Annotated in this window: 19 protein-coding genes; 3 read left to right on the forward strand and 16 right to left on the reverse strand. The window is 40.2% G+C overall.

Annotated elements, in window-relative coordinates; all coding sequences use genetic code 11:
• Window positions 1-10 precede the first annotated feature (10 nt).
• The 8 genes from I6N90_RS04275 to I6N90_RS04310 form a co-directional block, all read right to left on the reverse strand.
• The gene (locus I6N90_RS04275) at window positions 11-2,248 is read right to left on the reverse strand and encodes a transglutaminase TgpA family protein (RefSeq protein ID WP_197934242.1); all 2,238 of its coding nucleotides are present in this window, start codon (window positions 2,246-2,248) and stop codon (window positions 11-13) included.
• Complete coding sequence (locus tag I6N90_RS04280) at window positions 2,245-3,489, reverse strand: DUF58 domain-containing protein (RefSeq protein WP_197934243.1); 1,245 nt, start codon at window positions 3,487-3,489, stop codon at window positions 2,245-2,247. Before I6N90_RS04280 ends, I6N90_RS04275 begins: the two co-directional genes overlap by 4 nt.
• Before the next feature lie 4 nt (window positions 3,490-3,493).
• Entirely contained in the window at window positions 3,494-4,450 is a 957-nt protein-coding gene (locus tag I6N90_RS04285) for an AAA family ATPase (protein ID WP_197934244.1), read from the reverse strand.
• Window positions 4,451-4,587: 137 nt separating this feature from the next.
• Window positions 4,588-4,938, reverse strand: coding sequence for a stage V sporulation protein AE (gene spoVAE, locus I6N90_RS04290; RefSeq protein WP_197934245.1), 351 nt, complete (start codon window positions 4,936-4,938; stop codon window positions 4,588-4,590).
• A gap of 2 nt (window positions 4,939-4,940) precedes the next feature.
• Complete coding sequence (gene spoVAD, locus I6N90_RS04295) at window positions 4,941-5,957, reverse strand: stage V sporulation protein AD (RefSeq protein ID WP_197934246.1); 1,017 nt, start codon at window positions 5,955-5,957, stop codon at window positions 4,941-4,943.
• A gap of 1 nt (window position 5,958) precedes the next feature.
• Window positions 5,959-6,411, reverse strand: a complete 453-nt coding sequence (gene spoVAC / locus I6N90_RS04300) for a stage V sporulation protein AC (protein ID WP_197934798.1) — start codon at window positions 6,409-6,411, stop codon at window positions 5,959-5,961.
• 246 nt (window positions 6,412-6,657) lie between these two features.
• Entirely contained in the window at window positions 6,658-7,494 is an 837-nt protein-coding gene (locus I6N90_RS04305) for a sugar phosphate isomerase/epimerase family protein (protein WP_197934247.1), read from the reverse strand.
• 26 nt (window positions 7,495-7,520) lie between these two features.
• Window positions 7,521-8,603 carry a Gfo/Idh/MocA family protein gene (locus tag I6N90_RS04310; protein ID WP_197934248.1) on the reverse strand — a complete coding sequence of 361 codons (1,083 nt, stop codon included), beginning with the start codon at window positions 8,601-8,603 and terminating at the stop codon, window positions 7,521-7,523.
• A 141-nt stretch (window positions 8,604-8,744) separates the two neighbouring features.
• On the opposite strand from I6N90_RS04310, the gene I6N90_RS04315 reads away from it, so the two are divergent.
• Window positions 8,745-9,623 carry an AraC family transcriptional regulator gene (locus tag I6N90_RS04315; protein ID WP_197934249.1) on the forward strand — a complete coding sequence of 293 codons (879 nt, stop codon included), beginning with the start codon at window positions 8,745-8,747 and terminating at the stop codon, window positions 9,621-9,623.
• A gap of 249 nt (window positions 9,624-9,872) precedes the next feature.
• Here I6N90_RS04315 and I6N90_RS04320 read toward each other — a convergent pair whose 3' ends face one another.
• The 6 genes from I6N90_RS04320 to I6N90_RS04345 form a co-directional block, all read right to left on the reverse strand.
• Window positions 9,873-10,640 (reverse strand): hypothetical protein, encoded by a 768-nt coding sequence (locus I6N90_RS04320; protein WP_197934250.1) that lies wholly within the window; start codon window positions 10,638-10,640, stop codon window positions 9,873-9,875.
• Entirely contained in the window at window positions 10,637-11,335 is a 699-nt protein-coding gene (locus I6N90_RS04325; RefSeq protein WP_197934251.1) for an ABC transporter ATP-binding protein, read from the reverse strand. The genes I6N90_RS04320 and I6N90_RS04325 overlap by 4 nt, the downstream gene beginning before the upstream one ends.
• A 1-nt stretch (window position 11,336) precedes the next feature.
• Window positions 11,337-11,723 carry a GntR family transcriptional regulator gene (locus I6N90_RS04330; protein ID WP_197934252.1) on the reverse strand — a complete coding sequence of 129 codons (387 nt, stop codon included), beginning with the start codon at window positions 11,721-11,723 and terminating at the stop codon, window positions 11,337-11,339.
• Window positions 11,724-11,764: 41 nt separating this feature from the next.
• Window positions 11,765-12,517, reverse strand: a complete 753-nt coding sequence (locus I6N90_RS04335) for an ABC transporter permease (RefSeq protein WP_197934253.1) — start codon at window positions 12,515-12,517, stop codon at window positions 11,765-11,767.
• A complete protein-coding gene (locus tag I6N90_RS04340; RefSeq protein WP_197934254.1) occupies window positions 12,510-13,454 on the reverse strand; it encodes an ABC transporter ATP-binding protein in 945 nt (314 codons plus the stop codon). Before I6N90_RS04340 ends, I6N90_RS04335 begins: the two co-directional genes overlap by 8 nt.
• A 501-nt stretch (window positions 13,455-13,955) precedes the next feature.
• Window positions 13,956-14,174, reverse strand: coding sequence for a hypothetical protein (locus I6N90_RS04345; protein WP_197934255.1), 219 nt, complete (start codon window positions 14,172-14,174; stop codon window positions 13,956-13,958).
• A gap of 268 nt (window positions 14,175-14,442) precedes the next feature.
• Here I6N90_RS04345 and I6N90_RS04350 point away from each other — a divergent pair, with 268 nt between their 5' ends.
• Window positions 14,443-15,738 carry an ABC transporter substrate-binding protein gene (locus tag I6N90_RS04350; RefSeq protein ID WP_197934256.1) on the forward strand — a complete coding sequence of 432 codons (1,296 nt, stop codon included), beginning with the start codon at window positions 14,443-14,445 and terminating at the stop codon, window positions 15,736-15,738.
• 159 nt (window positions 15,739-15,897) lie between these two features.
• Here I6N90_RS04350 and I6N90_RS04355 read toward each other — a convergent pair whose 3' ends face one another.
• A complete protein-coding gene (locus I6N90_RS04355) occupies window positions 15,898-16,791 on the reverse strand; it encodes a hypothetical protein (protein WP_197934257.1) in 894 nt (297 codons plus the stop codon).
• A 167-nt stretch (window positions 16,792-16,958) separates the two neighbouring features.
• Between I6N90_RS04355 and I6N90_RS25390 the strand changes: the two genes are divergently transcribed.
• Window positions 16,959-17,051 carry a hypothetical protein gene (locus I6N90_RS25390; protein WP_197934799.1) on the forward strand — a complete coding sequence of 31 codons (93 nt, stop codon included), beginning with the start codon at window positions 16,959-16,961 and terminating at the stop codon, window positions 17,049-17,051.
• 265 nt (window positions 17,052-17,316) lie between these two features.
• Here the strand turns inward: I6N90_RS25390 and I6N90_RS04365 are convergent, their stop codons facing one another.
• Window positions 17,317-18,570: an acyltransferase family protein gene (locus tag I6N90_RS04365; RefSeq protein ID WP_197934800.1), complete on the reverse strand. Its 1,254-nt coding sequence runs from the start codon at window positions 18,568-18,570 to the stop codon at window positions 17,317-17,319.
• Window positions 18,571-18,929 lie beyond the last annotated feature (359 nt).

Below are 18,929 nucleotides of genomic sequence, written 5' to 3' on the forward strand. Positions count from 1 at the left end.
GTAGAGAGCATTATTTTAGTTCACCAATCAAGTAACGGACTTTAGTTACAAAATGATCAACTTCTTCTTTTGTTGCAGATCCAGCTCCATATTTAGCCTTTTCGAAAGTGTTCAACACCGTGCGGAAGTCCTCTCTAAAACGCTTATGATTATGAGTATTTGTCCAGCGAATAATCGCTTCTCGAATTGTCTCATATTCTTTCCGCTCAAAACCTCTCTTGTTGCAAGCAGCTATCAACCTGCCAGTTTCTACTACAATCTGATCATTCGTACTATATGAACCTGTTCTTAGCCTAATCCATAGACCTGAAAAATCTCGGCGTCGAATAATAACTAATGCTACAACACCAATAAAAAGAGCGGATACAGCAGTCCATAGTATCACTTTACTGCTTGTATAACTCTTTTCCGTAATATTAGTTGCTGCCACCTCTTCATTCATATCCTTATCTGGGAGAGAAACCTCTTCACCCGCTGGCATTCTGTAAGGGAAATCAAAACCAGCAGTTGGCTCAAACGGTATCCAACCGTAACCTTCAAAGTAAATTTCAACCCATGAATGAGCGTCAGAGTTACGAACCGTATACGTTCCTGCTCCAAGCGGATTACTTACTACTCCACCCGTCATAAATTCTTCTGGCGGACCGACACTGTCACTAGGCAAGACACCTGGCGAAAAGCCTTTAACCCAACGCGTCGGCATTCCTAGTGTTCTAGCCATTACTGCCATTGCTGTAGAGAAATAATCACAATAACCTTCTTTTAGCTCGAACAAAAACTGATCTACGAAATCAGGGCTTGTACCAGATAACTTAGTCAAATCCGGCTTATTATTATATTTATACGAAGTGCTTAAATAATTTTCTAGAAGTCTTGCTTTATCATAATCATTTGTACCTTCTGCAGTAACTTCTGCTGCAAGCTCCCAAACGCGATCAGGAACACTACCTGATATATGGGAATAGAAGCTGTTGGCATTGGGATCAGAGAATTCAGCTTCAGTCCCACGTAAACCTTCCTCATCTAATACCGTAACAGCAGAGGTAACCGAATAAATCGTTGGATATTTAATTTCCATATTCCATTTGAGTTCCCAATACTCAGGAGACCAGCTAAGCCCGGACGGGAATAACTCATTATCTTCTTCAATCCAGTTCACTTTCGTAATTGGTGCAGCAGCGAATAAGATGGGATATGGCTCAGTGCGGACCATCGTAACGATCTGTTCTACTTCAACTGTTTCTGCAAGATCTCGATTGATCCTGTTTTGCAGTTCAACACCCTTTTCTACAGACTGATATCCCTCTTCAGCGGGACGTTCAACCCAGCCTTCTCCATTGTATGTAGCTTTAGTCTCACCCCGCCAGTAGCTCTTATGTGAAGTGGAGACAGTCATCATCGGAGAAAAATCAAAGTCAAAGCCACCACCGAGCGTAGCATCATTACGGCTATAGCCAGAGCTCGCATTAGATTTGGATAACGGTGTATCATCTAGAATCGCTTTTTCACCGAGAAAAACTTGTACTTCTTCGCCTTTAGCATTTTTCCAGATTGTATAAGGGTCTTGAAGAAGTGGTGCCATCGCTGGTGCATTCAACGATATAATCATTAATAGAGATAAAACAATGATTGCAGGTGTTGCAACTCTGATCGGGTACTCCAGCAATTCTCCCCAACTATCAGGGTGCGTTCGCTTGAGCCTTTCAAGATGACTAAGCAAAAGCCAAACTAAACCAACAAATACAACTATCGCGACATTATCCCAAAGCCATATAGGCGTGAAAGAATCTGCAACCGTAAGCAGCAGAATACTTGCCCCCATTACGCCGAACATTTTAGTTCTAGTTACAGCCCAAATGCTAAGCAAAACATGAATAAGGAGTAAGGAAAGACTTATCCAAATAAACGGTTGTAATTGTGGTAAAGTCTGCTCAACCCACCATAGCCATCTTTCTTTGTTAACAGGATAGATTGATGGAGATTCGATCCTCGCAAAGCTGAACGTAATGACTATCGCAGCTACAATCCTTAATCCCCATCTTAACAATCGCAATCGAATAGGAAGTAAGACATCAATCAATAGAGCAACAGATAAGGACCAATAACCAATAGTGAAACTCTCTGACCACCAATAACCATCAAATACAGCTAAACAACTCATAATAATGATCGCTACAAAAACGGATACGAACCGCGCATACCAATCTTTTGCTACGTAAGATAGCAATCTTGATGTTCGTTCCCTCATGCAATTACGCTCCCTTCAAGAACAGCAGGAAGCTCCTGCAGTTGCCGAATCTGATAGACGAGCCAACCACGACTTTGTATCATCTGTTTCCAAGCAACATCTCCGCTTATTTTATCAATTGAGGAGCCGATATGAATGAGGCATGGCGTAACGCCTTTACGAGACAACCACTCCATACTTTGAATGATTTGGCTTCCTGTGTTTGTGGAAATAATAAGGGCAAAACTTCCACCTTCAATTAATGAGTCCGCTCTTTGTAGAGAAGTAAATATAGGATGAGAAGCGTCAGCATCAACAAATGTTAAATGTTTCATAACTAGATTACGTTGATCAATGCCCGACTTCGGAGGTAGTATGGTCATCTTCTCACCGATCGAAAGTAGCCCCATCGCTGTGTCATCTCTTGATCCATGCTCAATGAAGGAAGCTGCAATAGAAACTGCAAGCTCAAATCGTTCTTGCATATAGCTGTCATATACCGGATAATGGCGATCCAAAATAAGAAGAGTTCGCGGAAGTGATTCTCTCTCAAACGCCTTCGATTTCCACTGTCCAGTCTTAGCAGTTGCATTCCAGTGGACGCGTGACAATCTATCACCATACAAATATTCTCGAACACCATTTATTTGCGTCGTTTCTTTCGCAGCTCGAGAAGCAGTTGCATGAGAATAAGGACCTCTTATGCCTTGCCTAAATCCACTCCATTGCTTAAGTGGAACCGTTTGCGGCAATACGCTGAATACCGATTCAGAAATAAATATACCCGAATGTTCGAAAAGTCCGAACACATCGTACGAAACACATTCCGTCTTCTTAAATCGATACTCCCCCCTTTGCAGTGGAGGAGTGCGATAAAGGACGGAGCCTGAACGCTTCCAATTCGGAATAAAGGACGTTTCAAAACTCAGCTCTTGCCCATTATGCTTCTGCATCCCATCACGAACAATAATGTATGGCAAAGGGTAATAACCAGGAACTTTTACATTCAAACTTACATCAATAGATGAACCAGCAATAATAGAGCCATGTGTTGTTACTCCGTGAGTAGAATAGTTCCGATTACCGGTTACGTTAGTAATTCCACTCCAGCGCCCTAACCCCAAATAAAGTAGAAGTAGATTAATAATAATAAACAACATTAACGCCGTTTTGCCGCCTTGGAATAAGAAATAAAACAGGCTGCTAATATAGACGACAGCGATGAACTGCCAACGTAATTTCTTAGCCCTCGTGGCCTTCATCGGATTATCGCTCTAGCCGAACAGGCACTTTCGTATTTTGAGTCACTTGTGCAATAATATCTTCTGCACGTAAACCGTTCATCCGCGCTTCAGTACGGAGCAATATCCGATGTGACAGAACGTATGGAGCTAACGCCTTCACATCGTCCGGCGTGACGAAATGGCGCTCTTTTAAAAAGGCACTAGCTTTCGCAGCTCGCGTTAGCGCAAGTGCGGCTCTTGGACTTGCGCCAAGCATAACATGAGCATGCTCGCGTGTTCCTCTTACTAGAGATACAATGTACTTTCCAATTGCATCATCAATATGAACCTCTAGCACTTGCCGCTGTATATGTATCATATCGTCGATATTTAATACTGGTTGTATGCGATCGGATGGATGATAACTCTCATTTGAAGTAACCATACGCTGCTCATCTGCTTCGCTAGGATATCCTAATGACAACCTCATCATAAAGCGATCGAGCTGCGCCTCAGGCAATGTATATGTACCTTCAAATTCAATCGGATTTTGTGTCGCTAGCAAAATAAATGGCTGTGGTAGTTCATATGAATCACCATCTACCGTTACATGCCCTTCCTCCATCGCTTCTAGTAGAGCGGATTGTGTCTTTGTAGTAGCGCGGTTTATTTCATCTGCTAATAATATATTCGTCATCACTGGGCCAGGTCGGAACATAAATGCTTCCTGCTTCGGATGATAGATTGAAACGCCTGTAATATCAGTAGGTAGCAAGTCAGGATTACATTGAATACGCCTGAACTGTCCACCAATCGTCTTTGCTAACGCTTTCACGAGTTGCGTCTTACCAGTACCAGGTACATCCTCTAGCAAAACATGTCCACCTGCCATAACCGCGATCAATAATCTTTCAATTTCTTCATGTTTTCCCAGGATACAAGTATCTAAGTTTCGTAGAATTGAAGAACATAGTTGCATGTTAGTAGTTCGGATGTCCATTACATAACCTCCCGGAATGTGTTCATAGCAAGTGTGTTTCTAGTACTATTTTACAGTAATTCAATGAACATACACAAATGTTTTCATTCCAAAAAAAATTGGAGAATCCCACAGGATTCTCCAATACTTGCAACATTTTAACCTTTCGGACGAGCAACCAAAGCAGCTAGAAACGAGAATATAATCGCAGCTGAGACGCCCGCGCTCGTAACTTTAAATATACCCGATATAACACCAATCCAGCCTTGACTCTTCAATTCGGTTAAAGCGCCGTGCACGAGCGCATTACCAAAACTTGTAATCGGAACAGTTGCGCCTGCTCCAGCAAATTTGATTAACGGCTCATATAAGTTAAATCCATCAGCAATCGCCCCGAGCACTACTAACGTTGCCATTGTATGTGCTGGTGTAAGCTTAACTACATCAAACATAAGTTGTCCTATAACACAAATCGCACCACCTACAAGAAAGGCCCACAAAAAGATCATCGTTATTGCTCCTTTCCCGCAGCAATGGCAACCGCATGAGCAATACAGGGAATACTCTCACCTTGCTGGAAAGATAACGGGGATAACAAAGCGCCAGTCGCTACAACGAGAATACGCTTAAGTTCCCCCTTCTTAAGACGTTTCAATAAATGTCCATACGTAACTACAGCAGAACAACCACAGCCGCTTCCGCCTGCTTGTACCTTTTGCTTCTGAACGTCATAAACCATAAGCCCACAATCATTAAATACAGTGTTATCCATTGGCACACCATTTTGAAGTAACAATTCCTTTGCAATGGGATGGCCCACACCTGCCAAATCTCCAGTTACAATTAAATCATAATCACCTGGTGAACGACCTGTATCGTTAAAGTGGGCTTGTATCGTATCAACAGCCGCAGGTGCCATTGCTGCTCCCATATTAAATGGATCTTTAATACCCAGGTCAACGATTTTACCTATTGTTGCACACTCAACGACCGGACCATCTCCTGTTGCTGCAACAACAGCAGCACCAGACCCTGTCACCGTATATTGTGCAGTGGGTGGCTTCTGGGAGCCATATTCCGTCGGATATCGGAATTGCTTCTCTGCTGTACAGTTGTGACTACATGTTCCGGCTAGTGCATAATTCGCCGATCCGCTATCAACAAGTAATGAAGCGAGCGCTAGTGTTTCCATAGACGTCGAGCAGGCACCGAATACTCCGATGTACGGTACTCCAAGTGATCTTGCAGCGAAGCTGTTACTAATGATTTGATTCATTAAATCTCCGCCGATATAAAATTGAAGATCACTTTTTTCAATTCCAGCATTTTGAATCGCAAATTCAGATGCTTGTTCCAAAAGCAGCCGCTCCGCTTTCTCCCAACTTTTCTGACCCATATCAAGCTCCGGATGAATAAGATCAAACTCCGCAGCCAATGGACCTTCTCCTTCATCAGGACCAACAACAGTTGCAGCACCAATTATGACCGGCTTATTGTTGAACCACCATGACTGCTTGCCCATTAACATATCATTGACCTCCGGTGCCTAAGATAAGATGGGCGATACCTACAAAAAACGCCGCTACAGTTCCGAATACAATGACCGCTCCAGCAAGTTTAAACATGTTGCCACCGACGCCAAGTACTAATCCTTCACTACGATGCTCAATGGCAGCCGAACACATTGAATTCGCAAATCCTGTTACCGGAACTGCAGAGCCAGCGCCTGCGAATTGTGCTAGCTTGTCATATACACCTAGACTCGTCAAAATAACGGATATTAAAATTAATACAGCAACTGTAGGATTACCAGCTTGCTCTGGCGTCATTTTCATCAAATGAACGAAGAGTTCCGTTATGACTTGCCCTACGATGCAAATACAACCTCCGACAATAAATGCTTTTAAGCAGTTACCCAAGATGGAACGGGGAGGCTCCTTCTCTTTGGCAAATGCCTGATATTCTTGTGGTGACATCGACATCTTCTTATAACGATTAGCTTTTGAATCCTTAGACGCCAATTTAATTTCCTCCTTAACCGTTGCGGTCGCTGTATTAGGCTGTAAACTGAACCAAACGGTCAGCACATACAATCTGACTACAGATTGCCACGGGCTACTATGTTACCTTCGATTACATTATTTGTAGTTAGCGGTGACGTTATGCCAACAAAAAAAGAATTGTCCATTTCCGGTAAACCGGATGAACAATTCTTTGCATTGCTATTGTTATAAACCTGCACCAGCAAACACTAGATCAAAACCCTTCTTAGATCGGGCAATCAATTGCTGGGGTGTTTCCGCTAAAGCCTGTCCAGTTAAAACTTCTTGAGACACTGGCCCCGTATATCCAATTGTCTGTAAACTCTGTAAAAATCCAACTAAATCGATGATTCCTTCACCTGGATAAATCCGGCCATTATCAAGCACCTCTTCAATAGCTACATTTGGTGCGTCATTAATGTGTACATGGACAATTTGTTCTGCTCTTAGTGACTCAATATGAGAACGCGTTAAACCAGTCGTATACCAATGATAAGAATCTAGCAGCAAACCAACATTTTGTTCATCAATTGCACGGATGAAGTCCAATGTTTCCTCCATCGTCCAAATAAATGGATTGCGCCATCTTGTCCGCAAATGATGGGGACCTACAAATTCAAGCCCAAGACGGATACCATACACATTCAGTAGTTGAGCACATTGACGCAACCGACGTATTGCAAGCGCCATAAAATGTGCTGAATCGTGGTCAGTTGATGGCAAAATAAAGGTACAGCATCTAGTACAACCAAATGTTTGTGCAGCAGCCGCGTAACTCGCAAGTTTTTGGAAATCTTCCAAAAACTTCTCTTCTGTTGATCGCCATTCTACCGGTAAGCCAAACGAACCAATGACAACACCATTTGTCTCTAATAATTGCCGAGCACCTTCTATACCGTAACGTTCTGTCAAAGTCAGCACATCCAAATCAACTGCTTGAAAGCCGTATCGACCAGCAAGCTCGATTAACTGCGCATCACTTTCAATCTTGCCGAGTCCTGCACTCGTTATTCCTCTCAACATTGGACTAACCTCCTATTTTTCCCGCTTTACTTCTTCATGTCCCAGTTCAAAATAACTTCATGCCCACTGCGAGATGATTCATATATAGCGTCAAGAATAAGATTATTTGTATAGCCAGACAGTACAGAAGTAATTGGTTCAATACCTTCACGAATACAAGTTAAGAAGTGGCGGCTAAGACGAAGTCGCTCGCCTTCATCGTTGTCAGGCTTGCTAAGCACTGTCTCATAAGGGCGATCAAATTTCTCTGTCAGCAATTTGCCCGTGCCTCCCTTGTAGCTCGCACCACCTTCAGCGCCCATAAGATGAACGAACGGTAAATTGTCCGTATCCATATGGACAGCCCAGCTCACTTCAAGCGACAATGTGCTGCCATCTTCCATTTTAATAAGAGCGGTTGCCAAATCTTCTACATCATAAATGCCATTCCAATCCGGTTTACCCCAATTACCGATTCCTTTGCGTTTCGGGCCAAATTCAGCGTAAGTAGCACCAAATACCGAAACCGGCTTCGGATTCCCCATCAAATATAGAGCTAAATCAAGCATATGCACTCCGATGTCAATTAACGGACCTCCGCCAGACTGATCTGTTCGAGTGAACCATGTTCCCCAACCAGGAATCCCTTTTCGTCTGAACCAACCAGCTTTAGCTGTATAGATCTTACCAAGCTCACCACGATCAATCTGCTCCTTAATTTGCATCGGAATCGATTCCCATCTCATCTGATGTCCTACCATTACAACACGATCCGAAAGTTCGGCTGCTTTTACAATTTGGCGTGCAGCATCGCCGTTAATACCCATCGGTTTTTCAAGCAATACATGTTTGCCCGCTTTAATCGCTTGAATCGCTAATGGTGCATGAAATTGATTTGGAACTGCAACGATGACCGCATCAACCTCTTCACTCATGATCAACTCTTCAGGAGTCCCTGTTACTTGTTGTATTCCGTATTGTGCAGCTTTCTCATGCGCCAACTGTAGATTCGTGTCTGTAATAGCCGTTAATTCACAGTAATCGGACAATTGCGCGAACTGCTGAAGATGAACGCCACCGATATTCCCAGCCCCGATTACACCTATTTTAATCTTATTTTCGTTAACCATAATTGCGCCTCCCCAATATAATTCCGTTAGTGTTCAACTAGAAGCATCTCGCTTTATGGTCTTTATGTTAAAATAAATGGGATGAGAAATCGTGCTTATTTTTCGGAAAACATCTCATTTTTTCGAAGGAGTCCTTTATTTATGACCTACTTTCCAGATTACTTGAAAACGTATCCAAATATGAACACATCCAACCCTCTGCATATAAGCCTCAATCGGCTTCCAAGAGGCTTTCGTCCGCATCGGCATGACTTTCTAGAATTTTCATTCGTTATCGATGGAAATGGCTTTGAATCGATAAATGAAGCAAAACATCCTATGCAAGCAGGCACGTTCACTTTTGTTCTTCCTTATCAGGTGCATGAACTATTCACAGAGCCAGGCAGCACGCTCATATTATACAATTGTATGTTTGGCATGGATTTATTGTTAGAGTCCGGAATTAATGAGGGGTTGCTAACGTTAATTGAACGAGGCGGCGCTCCTTACGTCCAGTTAAGTGAAGCTGATAATGAACGTATGCGGCATTTAGTTGAAGATATGTATAGAGAGTATAATAACAATCTTCCTTGGAGGAGCGTTATGCTTCAACAACGACTAAAAGAAATATTAGTGTTATTTGATCGAGCGCGGCAAAAAAAGAATCCGGAATCAACTCAAACGATGGTGGAAGGAAAACGTAGTGCCTCCGTTTGGCCTATTATCCATTTTATACACCAGCATTATCAAGATGAGATCGCTTTGTCCTCTTTGGCTAAGCGGTATTCAATGAGTGTGTCAAGAATCAGCGAAGTTATTAAAGAAACAACGGGGCAAACCTTTGTTCATTTCTTGAGGGATTTGCGAATTCGACACGCTTGTAGCTTACTCGCTTCTACAGAAATGAATATAGCGGAAATTGCGATGGAAGTTGGTTATGGCTCTTACCCCACATTTTCCCGAGTTTTTCGAGAAAGTAAAGGGATGTCGCCAAAAGATTATCGCAGACTTAAGCTTGCAAGTCGGGATGACTCCATCTAATGGAAATAAGCCGAAACCATAATAGAGGAGGTTTCGGCCTTTGCATTAGCGAGTCAGTTCCCCCAATGAATAATTGAACTAACAGTAAGCACGATCACAACGACGCCATACAAGACGATTGAAATGATGTTCATTGTACGCCTATTCATAACCCGCTCCTCCCTGCATTTACATAGGCTTCATTACTCCATCCTATGCAAACCGAGACCAATAAGGAGCTTGTTTACAATAATCTAACTCAAATGAGTATTACAATTTTATTTTTTTCTTCATCATATATACGATTCCATAAAGGAGGGCACCTAAAATCAAGCTATCGTACAACAACACTAATAACTGGGCACTCTCAAATGGTACAATATTATAGTGTACTGCACCGTTTGCAGAATTAATCGACTCCAGTCTAAAGAAACTAAATGATTGATTCTCTGTCGCAAAACCCGGTAGTATTATCATCGCTAAATACGGTGGCAAAATAAATAACAACAGACAAACGAATATACCGAGAAATGTACCGCCTCTTCCCTCAATCGTTTTGCTGATCGCAATACTGAAAAAGATCATGATAGTAGCGACAATTGTTGCCCAACCAACACTAAGAACGATACTAATTAATTCCAAAAAGTTTTGTTCTCTAAGTGTACTTAGTATTATTTCATCGTAATCGACGAAAATAAGTTGTACAATGATCAAATGTGCAATAAACAATAAAAAAATAAATAATTGAACCAATATTAACAATATTATAGGAGAAACAATTGTGTATATCGTAGGCAAAGGAAGTAATCTTCGGCTATATGCTTTTATATTGTAATTAAACGTCTGACAAACCATTAAAAACGCCAATAATCCGCTCATGGCGAATACTAAAATAGAAAAATTAATGACAATATCAACTTCCCAATCTCTAAGTGAACCAACTGTCGTCAGTCCAATTAACACCAGCAACAAGATGACAGTTGCAGACCAAATTACGGTAGCATTTCGTTTCCAATCATATTTCAGTAACTTGATCATTCCGCATACACCTCTTTGAACATATCAACCACGCTCTTACCGTAGGTCATACGAATATGATCAACTTCCTCGTGCATAATAAGCTTTCCACTTTTAATAAACGCCACTTCATCAAAGATCCGTTCAATATCATGAATGAGATGAGTCGTAACAATTAGACAACTCTCTTCATTATAGTATTGCACAATAGCGTCCAAAATTTTCTCCCGTGCAACAGGGTCAACCCCGCCAATAGGCTCATCAAGCAAATAGAGCTTAGCATTCCGTGATAAAGTCAAGGTTAGCTGAAGACGTTCATTCATCCCCTTAGATAATGAACTGATCTTCTCGCGGCTATTAAGCTGCATAAAAGATACCATCTCTTTTGCCTTATCTCGGTCGAAGTCGGAATAAAAATCGCTAAAAAAAGAAATGGCGTCTTGAACACGCATCCATGGCTCAGTTAGAGGTTTATCCGGCATAAAAGCAGTCATCGCCTTTGATTGAGAACCAACAGGCTCGCCGCAAATGCGCACTACGCCGGAAGCTGGCTGCATCAGTCCTGAAGCGATTTTCATCAATGTCGTCTTACCACTGCCGTTACTGCCAAGCAGTCCGATAATGCGGCCAGGGCTCGCTTTGAATGAAACTTCATCCAAAGCGAGCTTAGCACCATATTTTTTTGTGACTGACGACAATTCCAGAATTGGTTGCATGCTATAAATCCTCCTTGCTGCTTGAATCTGAATTGACCGAGTCAGTTACTAATGAAATAATATCTTTGCTACTGAACCCTAGTTCCTTCATCCCGGTCACAAATCGATCAAGCAGCTCTCCCGCCATTTCCTTCTTGATTCGCATAATTGTTGACTCCTTATCCGTCACATATCGACCAAGTCCGCGCTTCGTCTCCACTATGCCTTCTCTCTCTAATTCTTGAAAGGTACGTTGTATGGTGTTCGGGTTAATTTGCAACTCTAGAGCTAGATCCCGTACAGACTCTATCTTGTCACCGGGACCCAGCTTTCCAATAATTATTTGCTTCTTCATATAATGCATAATTTGCAAATAGATCGGTAGATTATTATCGAACTCAATAGTCACAATGGGCTATGCTCCTTTTAGATGCCCCTCTACTACTATCATTAGGAAACATCACGTTTTCTAAATGTGACAAAACTTGCCAACAATGAGATTACAATATAAACACCGATTACAGATGCAGAAAAAGTAAGTGACATGCCTTCCATAATGACTCCACCGTCTCTGTACGGAGACAAGTCTACGTGAGGGAATAACGTAAATTTCAAGAACGTATATTTAGACATAAGTAGTGTAAATAGCCCACCAATCATTGTGCTAAACATTGTTATACCAATCGTTGCTCCAATTGATTTCGTTAGTACACTAATCATAAATGTCACAGTAACGTAAGTGAATGTGTAAATAGTCAAGTACATTACATTTTGAGCGATGTCTCTCCACACAGCCGTGTCGCCACCGAAACCGTATGCGATTGTTCCACCAATAAGCAATAAACCAAGTGTCGTTAAAATTAAAGCAGCAGAGAAAAATAATGCAGTAATATATTTAGACGCTAATATTTTGTTACGACTGTGAGAACGGATCAATAACTGTTTAATCGTACCCATTTGGAATTCCTGAGGCACAATGCTCGCAACTGCTATAATAGCAATGATTGGCAACAGTTGTCCAGCAGTAGAAAGCGATATAAAGAAATTTGTAAAGGTCAATGCTGTATTATCTTCCAACCAACGGTGACCAACATAAGTTGTGATAGCAACATACAGTGCCATTATTCCGAAAAAGATGAAAAACGATTTTTTCTTGTACATCTTCAACCATTCATTTGTTAACAATCCGCTAAATTTAAGCAATGCGGTTCCCCTCCGTCCATTTCATAAACTGATCTTCAAGCGTTGTTTTCTGTTCTTCCATACGATAAATACCAACTCCGGCATTGGATAAAGCTTTTACAACAGTTGGAACTTCTTCATGCAGCAACGTAATCGTAATTCGGTCGTTTGCAGTTCCTTCTAACTTAACTCCCGCTTGACCTTTAAGTGTTTGCTCAGTCAATTCAACATCACTAACTTGCAAAGACAACGTTACTTGCGGCTCCGATTGTTTTTCTTCACCGATCGAACGAACAGTTACTAGCTTACCTTCCTGAACAACAACAACTCGGTTGCACATTTGTTCCATCTCGGAGAGCAAGTGACTGGATACTAATATTGCAAGGCCTTCCTTCTCAGCAATTTCTTTCATATAACCACGCATTTCACGAATACCTGCTGGGTCAAGACCGTTTGTTGGCTCATCCAAAATGAGAATGGATGGGTTATGGAGCAAAGCTTGTGCAATACCAAGACGTTGTCTCATACCAAGTGAGTACGTTTTTACTTTCTTGTCTAATGCTAACTCGAGGCCAACAAGCTTCGTTACTTCCTTGATTCTTGCTTCCGTCACACCCTCAGACATCCGCATAAATTGCTTCAGGTTATCCATTCCTGTCATGTAGGAGTAGAACTCAGGATTTTCAATAATGCCGCCTACGTGACGAATTGCTTTCTCGAAATTATCTTTAATGCTATAGTCGCGAATACGAATGTCGCCTTCGGTCATACTGATCAACCCAACGATCATACGAATCGTAGTTGTTTTACCTGCTCCATTCGGTCCTAGCAGTCCGACAATTTCACCCTTTGACATCGTAAATGACAGATCATTTACAATCGTCTTGTTGCCAATACGTTTCGTGACCCGATCTAATTGAAGAACGATTGATCCGTTCGCTTGTGTTGCTGTTTTCATTGATCATAACCTCCATGTGTTAGTGTCTTAGTTACATAGTACACTAGAACGTTAACATTGTAAACCCCTACTTATTTGTTTTTTTATTACATATCGTTTCAATCAGATAATTAAGGGGTAATAACTTATAACAACAACTAAAAGGAGTGATTGATATGAACTCATCAGGACAAAACGTTGAAATAGAAGAACGCCAAATTCAGAAAAAATCTGATTCTAGTCGTGTGCTCTCCACCCTTATTAAATACACCGCTTATCTGTTAATTTTCTTTGGATCACTTTATTTCTTAGTGAAATACGTGTTTCCGATGTTCTAAAAACTGGCAGGTCATAACAACGGGTCGTCTCAATAGTAGAGAAATCTACTTGAGGCTGCCCGTTTGTTTATGCCATCGTGTATGTAGCCAAAAAAACAAAACTCTTCTATCGCAGCAATTCAAAACTCGAATTTGCAATAAAAGAGCTTGTCCACTCTATTATATTCAATTAGATAGTAATCACTTACGGTGTCATCGTGCTATCTTCCGGTGCTTCGGTTTCTAATGGCACTTGCGGGTCACCAGTTACGATTGGACTATTGGTTCCACTATTGTTAGCACCATTGCTAGCATTGTTTGCTCCTCCATTATTACAAGCTGCTGTACTAAATATCAATATGGCACACATTGTAGCTGTAAGTAGCAATTTCGTCACTCTCTCTTTTCCATTATTCATCTTCATTTTGTTTCCTCCTATTAAATGTGTTTTTAGTATATTTATCATTTCCTATCTATACTTAACCAACCAATCAACTTTTGAATCAGAAGATAGACAACGCGATTCTTAGAGGCCTTTTGTTGACTAGCTCATTTGAATAGAAGTACTATAAAAATATACATATTTTTCTACTTAAAGGAGGTTGTATCCACATTTAATGCTAATGTACAAATAAAGAAATTTCATTTTGTAGCATCTGAACATATTAGTTATTACATAGGGGGTACTATCCGTGCGTAAACTTTTAACGATTATCAGTTTTGCCTTATTGATCTCTATATTAACTACAAGTTGCTCCTCAATCGGAATCGGAAATAAAACAAAAGATGAAGTTACAATTAAAATGATGACCTATTCAAAAGCTAATTCTACAGACTTAATCAATCATCTCAAAGAGAAGTTTCCTCATATTACATTAGAAGTGATTGCAGTCGATGATATTATGAGAGAAGAAGGGTTTACTGACCATACGAAAAGAATGGCACGTATAAGTGAGATTATTACGGAAAAACAAGTTGATTTCTATCAACACATTGTGCCAACTATGTTCGTTCCAGATCATCAGCTCTTCGATATAAAGCAGCTTATTGATCGAAATCAACTTGAACTAAACGAAATACAGCAACATATGATAGCTTCATCTACTAGAGATGATGGCACCTTGTATACAATTTCACCAACATTTGACCGGAGAGTACTTTTCATTAATCGTAAGCTATTTCAGAATAGTGGGGTTCCTGAACCAATAAGCCCGATGACATTTGAACAACTTCGTCAAAGTGCAATTAAGCTAAAAGAAAAAAACATCGGTTCATTTGGTTACAACTATCCAACGGGCAGCTGGTATTATTCGATCAAAAGTATTGGCGAAGAAATGAATGGACTTCCATTTATTAATAACGATGGACAGTTATTATTTGATCAACCAGAATGGCGTGATTTGGCTCAAAACGTGCTCGATGACAGCAAAAATAAAGTGCTCAGATCTGATCCATTTATGCCCGCTGACTCTGACCTTGTGCGCATCGGAATAAGCCTTATTTACGCAAGCCAAATATATAACTATATAGCCAACAACTTTAGTGCGGAAACTTTAGCAATTTCAAACTTGCCTTCTAATCCATCTAACCCAACTTCGAATCCTTACTTAATGACAAGTCAGTTTTCTATAGACTCAACTAGCGAACACGTCGAAGAAGTATGGGAATTACTTACCTACCTTATGAGCAAGGAAGCAGCCACATTTATTAACGAAAAAGTACTTTTAAACGGTTTCGTAACTTACCCAGATCTAGTTAAAATTGGTGATTTCAAGTTAGAGTCCTTCATGGAAACTGGCAATCCTAGAACTAAAGCATACTCATTTGATTTATCCGGTGAGGTGACAACTAAACTGGTAACTACAATTAATGAACAATTCCTCGCGTACATTCAAGATAAAATTAGTTTTAATGTTGCTTGGAAAAACATCGAGGTAGTGGTGCAAGATATTAATGCAAATTCTAGTAACTTTGTAGCGGTTAAATAATATCGAATAAAGACGCAGGTTGGTCAGACTTCGTATGGGAAATTCAAACTGTTAACGTCAACGTGAAATCGTTCTAATAAAAATAAATAGAAAGGTCGTCCCACATGTCTTGTTTAGACACGATAAGACGACCTTTTCCGATGCGTACAATTAAGATTTTCATTCTAGTTTGAATTGTAATCGGTCCATCAATTGCTCTGCATCTTCCCATATGAGAGGTCTGATCCATTCACTTTGAGCACGAAGTTGCTCTGCTTCATTACTTCTAATCGTCCAAATAATTGGGACAGTAGCTCGTTCTGCATAGCCAGCGGCAAAATATAGTTCCGGATCAGATTCTGTTAAATCAGCAATCATTAGGTTACTTTCGGATATTCGACTCAGCACTGTCTCATCCATTTTTCTAAGTGTAGAAAGCGAAATTAACTCCACTCGGTATCCGCATTGCTCAATACGCGGCAACACATTTGCAGTCCATTCTTCGCTAATGTCAACTTTGCTGCTCAGAAGTACAATACATGACTTACTCTTCTTCCCACCAGCCAATGCCATTGCTTCACTCCAGCCTAAAGTAGTGAGCTTTAATACGGAACCTTCCCTTTCGATCATTCCGCTTTCTTTTAAAAGCTCAATAATGTATACAAACTCTTGGAGATTTGTGGAATACGTCAAATTGTAATGTTGCGATAGAGGATGGAGATTGGTTGCCTCATATGCCACGTCAGTAAGATGATATAGATGAATCAACAACCGCTTACCTTTTTCTTCTAAGGTTGCAGGTATGGACGGTAGCGTCTCGATTGCTTCTACTTCCTCTAACGTAAGATGAATAGACCCTTGACTTGTAGACTGTTCCCGAATATAGGCAGAAACAAACGGCAACAATCTCCTTTTTTTCGCATAAGGAAAAGCGTTGATTTGTGAATACGTATCTTCATCAAGACTGTAATAACCGTCAGGTGAGCACATGCATGCTGTAAACTGATCCACTACACCTTTACGCTCCACAGTCACTAGTTCATTACAAAACAAACAATGTTTTTTGGATATCATTAATAATCACCTCGTCTCATAACATTCGGTACAGAAGTGGGTTATGGGACTGTCTGGGGGGAATTACCAACTCCGTATTGAATGGAATGTTAATAGTATAAATTTAAATCATCCTATTTTTCATTACGAACTTTTTCACTTAGGCAGTAACTTTAGATGTAACACTCATTTCACTATTTGTCATACTACTGTTTATTGGTATTCCATCAGGCCTATTACCTTACTTCAGTCATCGTATTCGTAGAGGACTATCAATATAAATACACCCCATATACTAAGAAGAATTATACAGTAGAAAACAACACAACATATTACCATACAAATAGTAGTAACGACTGTAGCAGTAATAATAGTTCGGATAACAAGCGACCTTTACTTACCTTCCATTTGTGTCGATTGTGAATAAAAGCATGCACATTTAGATCTATAAGCCGTAACACTCAGTTTCAATTATTTTACTATCACAATAAAACTGACTGCTCCCACAGTGGGGCAGTCAGTTTTTAAACTTAGTTTGTAATAAGCTTAAGCCCCTAACCCCGTCTCTCTCCTTTTATTAAAAACACCTCTCCTTCCATGTGACCAATCAAGTACCGGCTTCTCTACTAAATAGAACGAAATTGTTGCAAAAACATAAGACACTACTAATATAACCAGTGATATGCTTGCCCACTTGCCTAAATCTGTCATATTCATCCATCTATACTCTTTGGCCCAAGTTAGTGAAGAAACACGCATAATTAGATAATGCCAAATGTATAAACCAAACGAGATTTTGGATGTAAATCTGAAAAACGGATTATCTAATATTTTTGCAGCCCAGCGTGTATGTGCAGCCGTGCACAAACTAATTGCAATAAAAGTTGCATACATTGGGAAATAAAATGGTTGACGTTGCAAACTAAAGTCAAACTCCCCGAAATATCGCATGATCCCAAGGAGAGCAAAGGATAAGAACAACGCCCCCAAACACAACAGATCAAATCCTCCAAAATGTTTGAATCGTTTTGTTTTCTCTGACACTTGAAACAATCGTACGGATACTCCAGCAGCGAATATGCCAAGCGCAAAATGGCCAAATAATCCTATTGGGTTATAATTAGGCATCCAAAACTTTGCCCCGCCTATAATCCCATACTGAAAACCTCTTCCTTCCTCGCTCAAAACGAACAACGAATGAATCAATTGATTGAGTATAAGAATTAGGAAAAAAACACCTATCCAAAATAATATTCCTGTTAAGAACGAACGATTTTTACCAAAAAAGCGAAATAGAGCAAACATAAATAGTGGCATTAATAAATAACAAAACATTTCAAAACTAATCGACCATAATGGCCCATTCATTTCACTCGGAAAAAAAGTGATATAGTGAAATCCCGAAGTAAAGGTTATACCTGCAATTAATCTTGCCCAAAAGTGCTCCGTAACAAGCTCAAAATGATTAGCTGCTATAACAGCAACAATAATAGCAACATAATAACCTGGTGCGATACGTGCAAATCGTCTTAGAGCATATTGCTTTATGCTTGGAAAGGCATCCCCTTCGAGATACTTTTTCCAGAACGGATACGATAATAAAAAACCACTCAGCACGAAAAAAATGCTTACCCCTACGTTTCCCATAGAGAAAAACGATAATACATTTTGAAGCCACGGCGCTTGACCTTCTCTAAACATATTACCCACTAAATGAACAATAACAACCAACAGACATGCAATTGCTCTAAAACCATCAGCGCCGCCTAATCGAAAGTGGGTTTGTTTGAATTTTTCCAGTAGAAACTACCTCCAATGTAATTATGAAAATAATTCATCATTAATGGAAACAATTTTTGTGGTACTAATAATAAATTATTTATACCTTCCAATTATTAATGAAATTAAGGACTTATGTTCGTATGCGAATAGATCATACAATAGAGATTTGTGACTTTCAACCTATAAATGTAATCATCAATAATATTTATTATAAATACCTATTTATTAATAATTTTATAAAAAATACGATCCAAAAGAACTATGTGTGATGGAGCTACTAAGGAAGGATTTACTTTTTAAAGATGGTTATAATCAACGGGTTATGATAGAAAACGATGGAGGTGTTTGATAATAAATCGGCAAAATGCGTACTAGTA

It is taken from the genome of Paenibacillus sp. GSMTC-2017 (assembly GCF_016019935.1).
Classification (GTDB): Bacteria; Bacillota; Bacilli; order Paenibacillales; family Paenibacillaceae; genus Pristimantibacillus.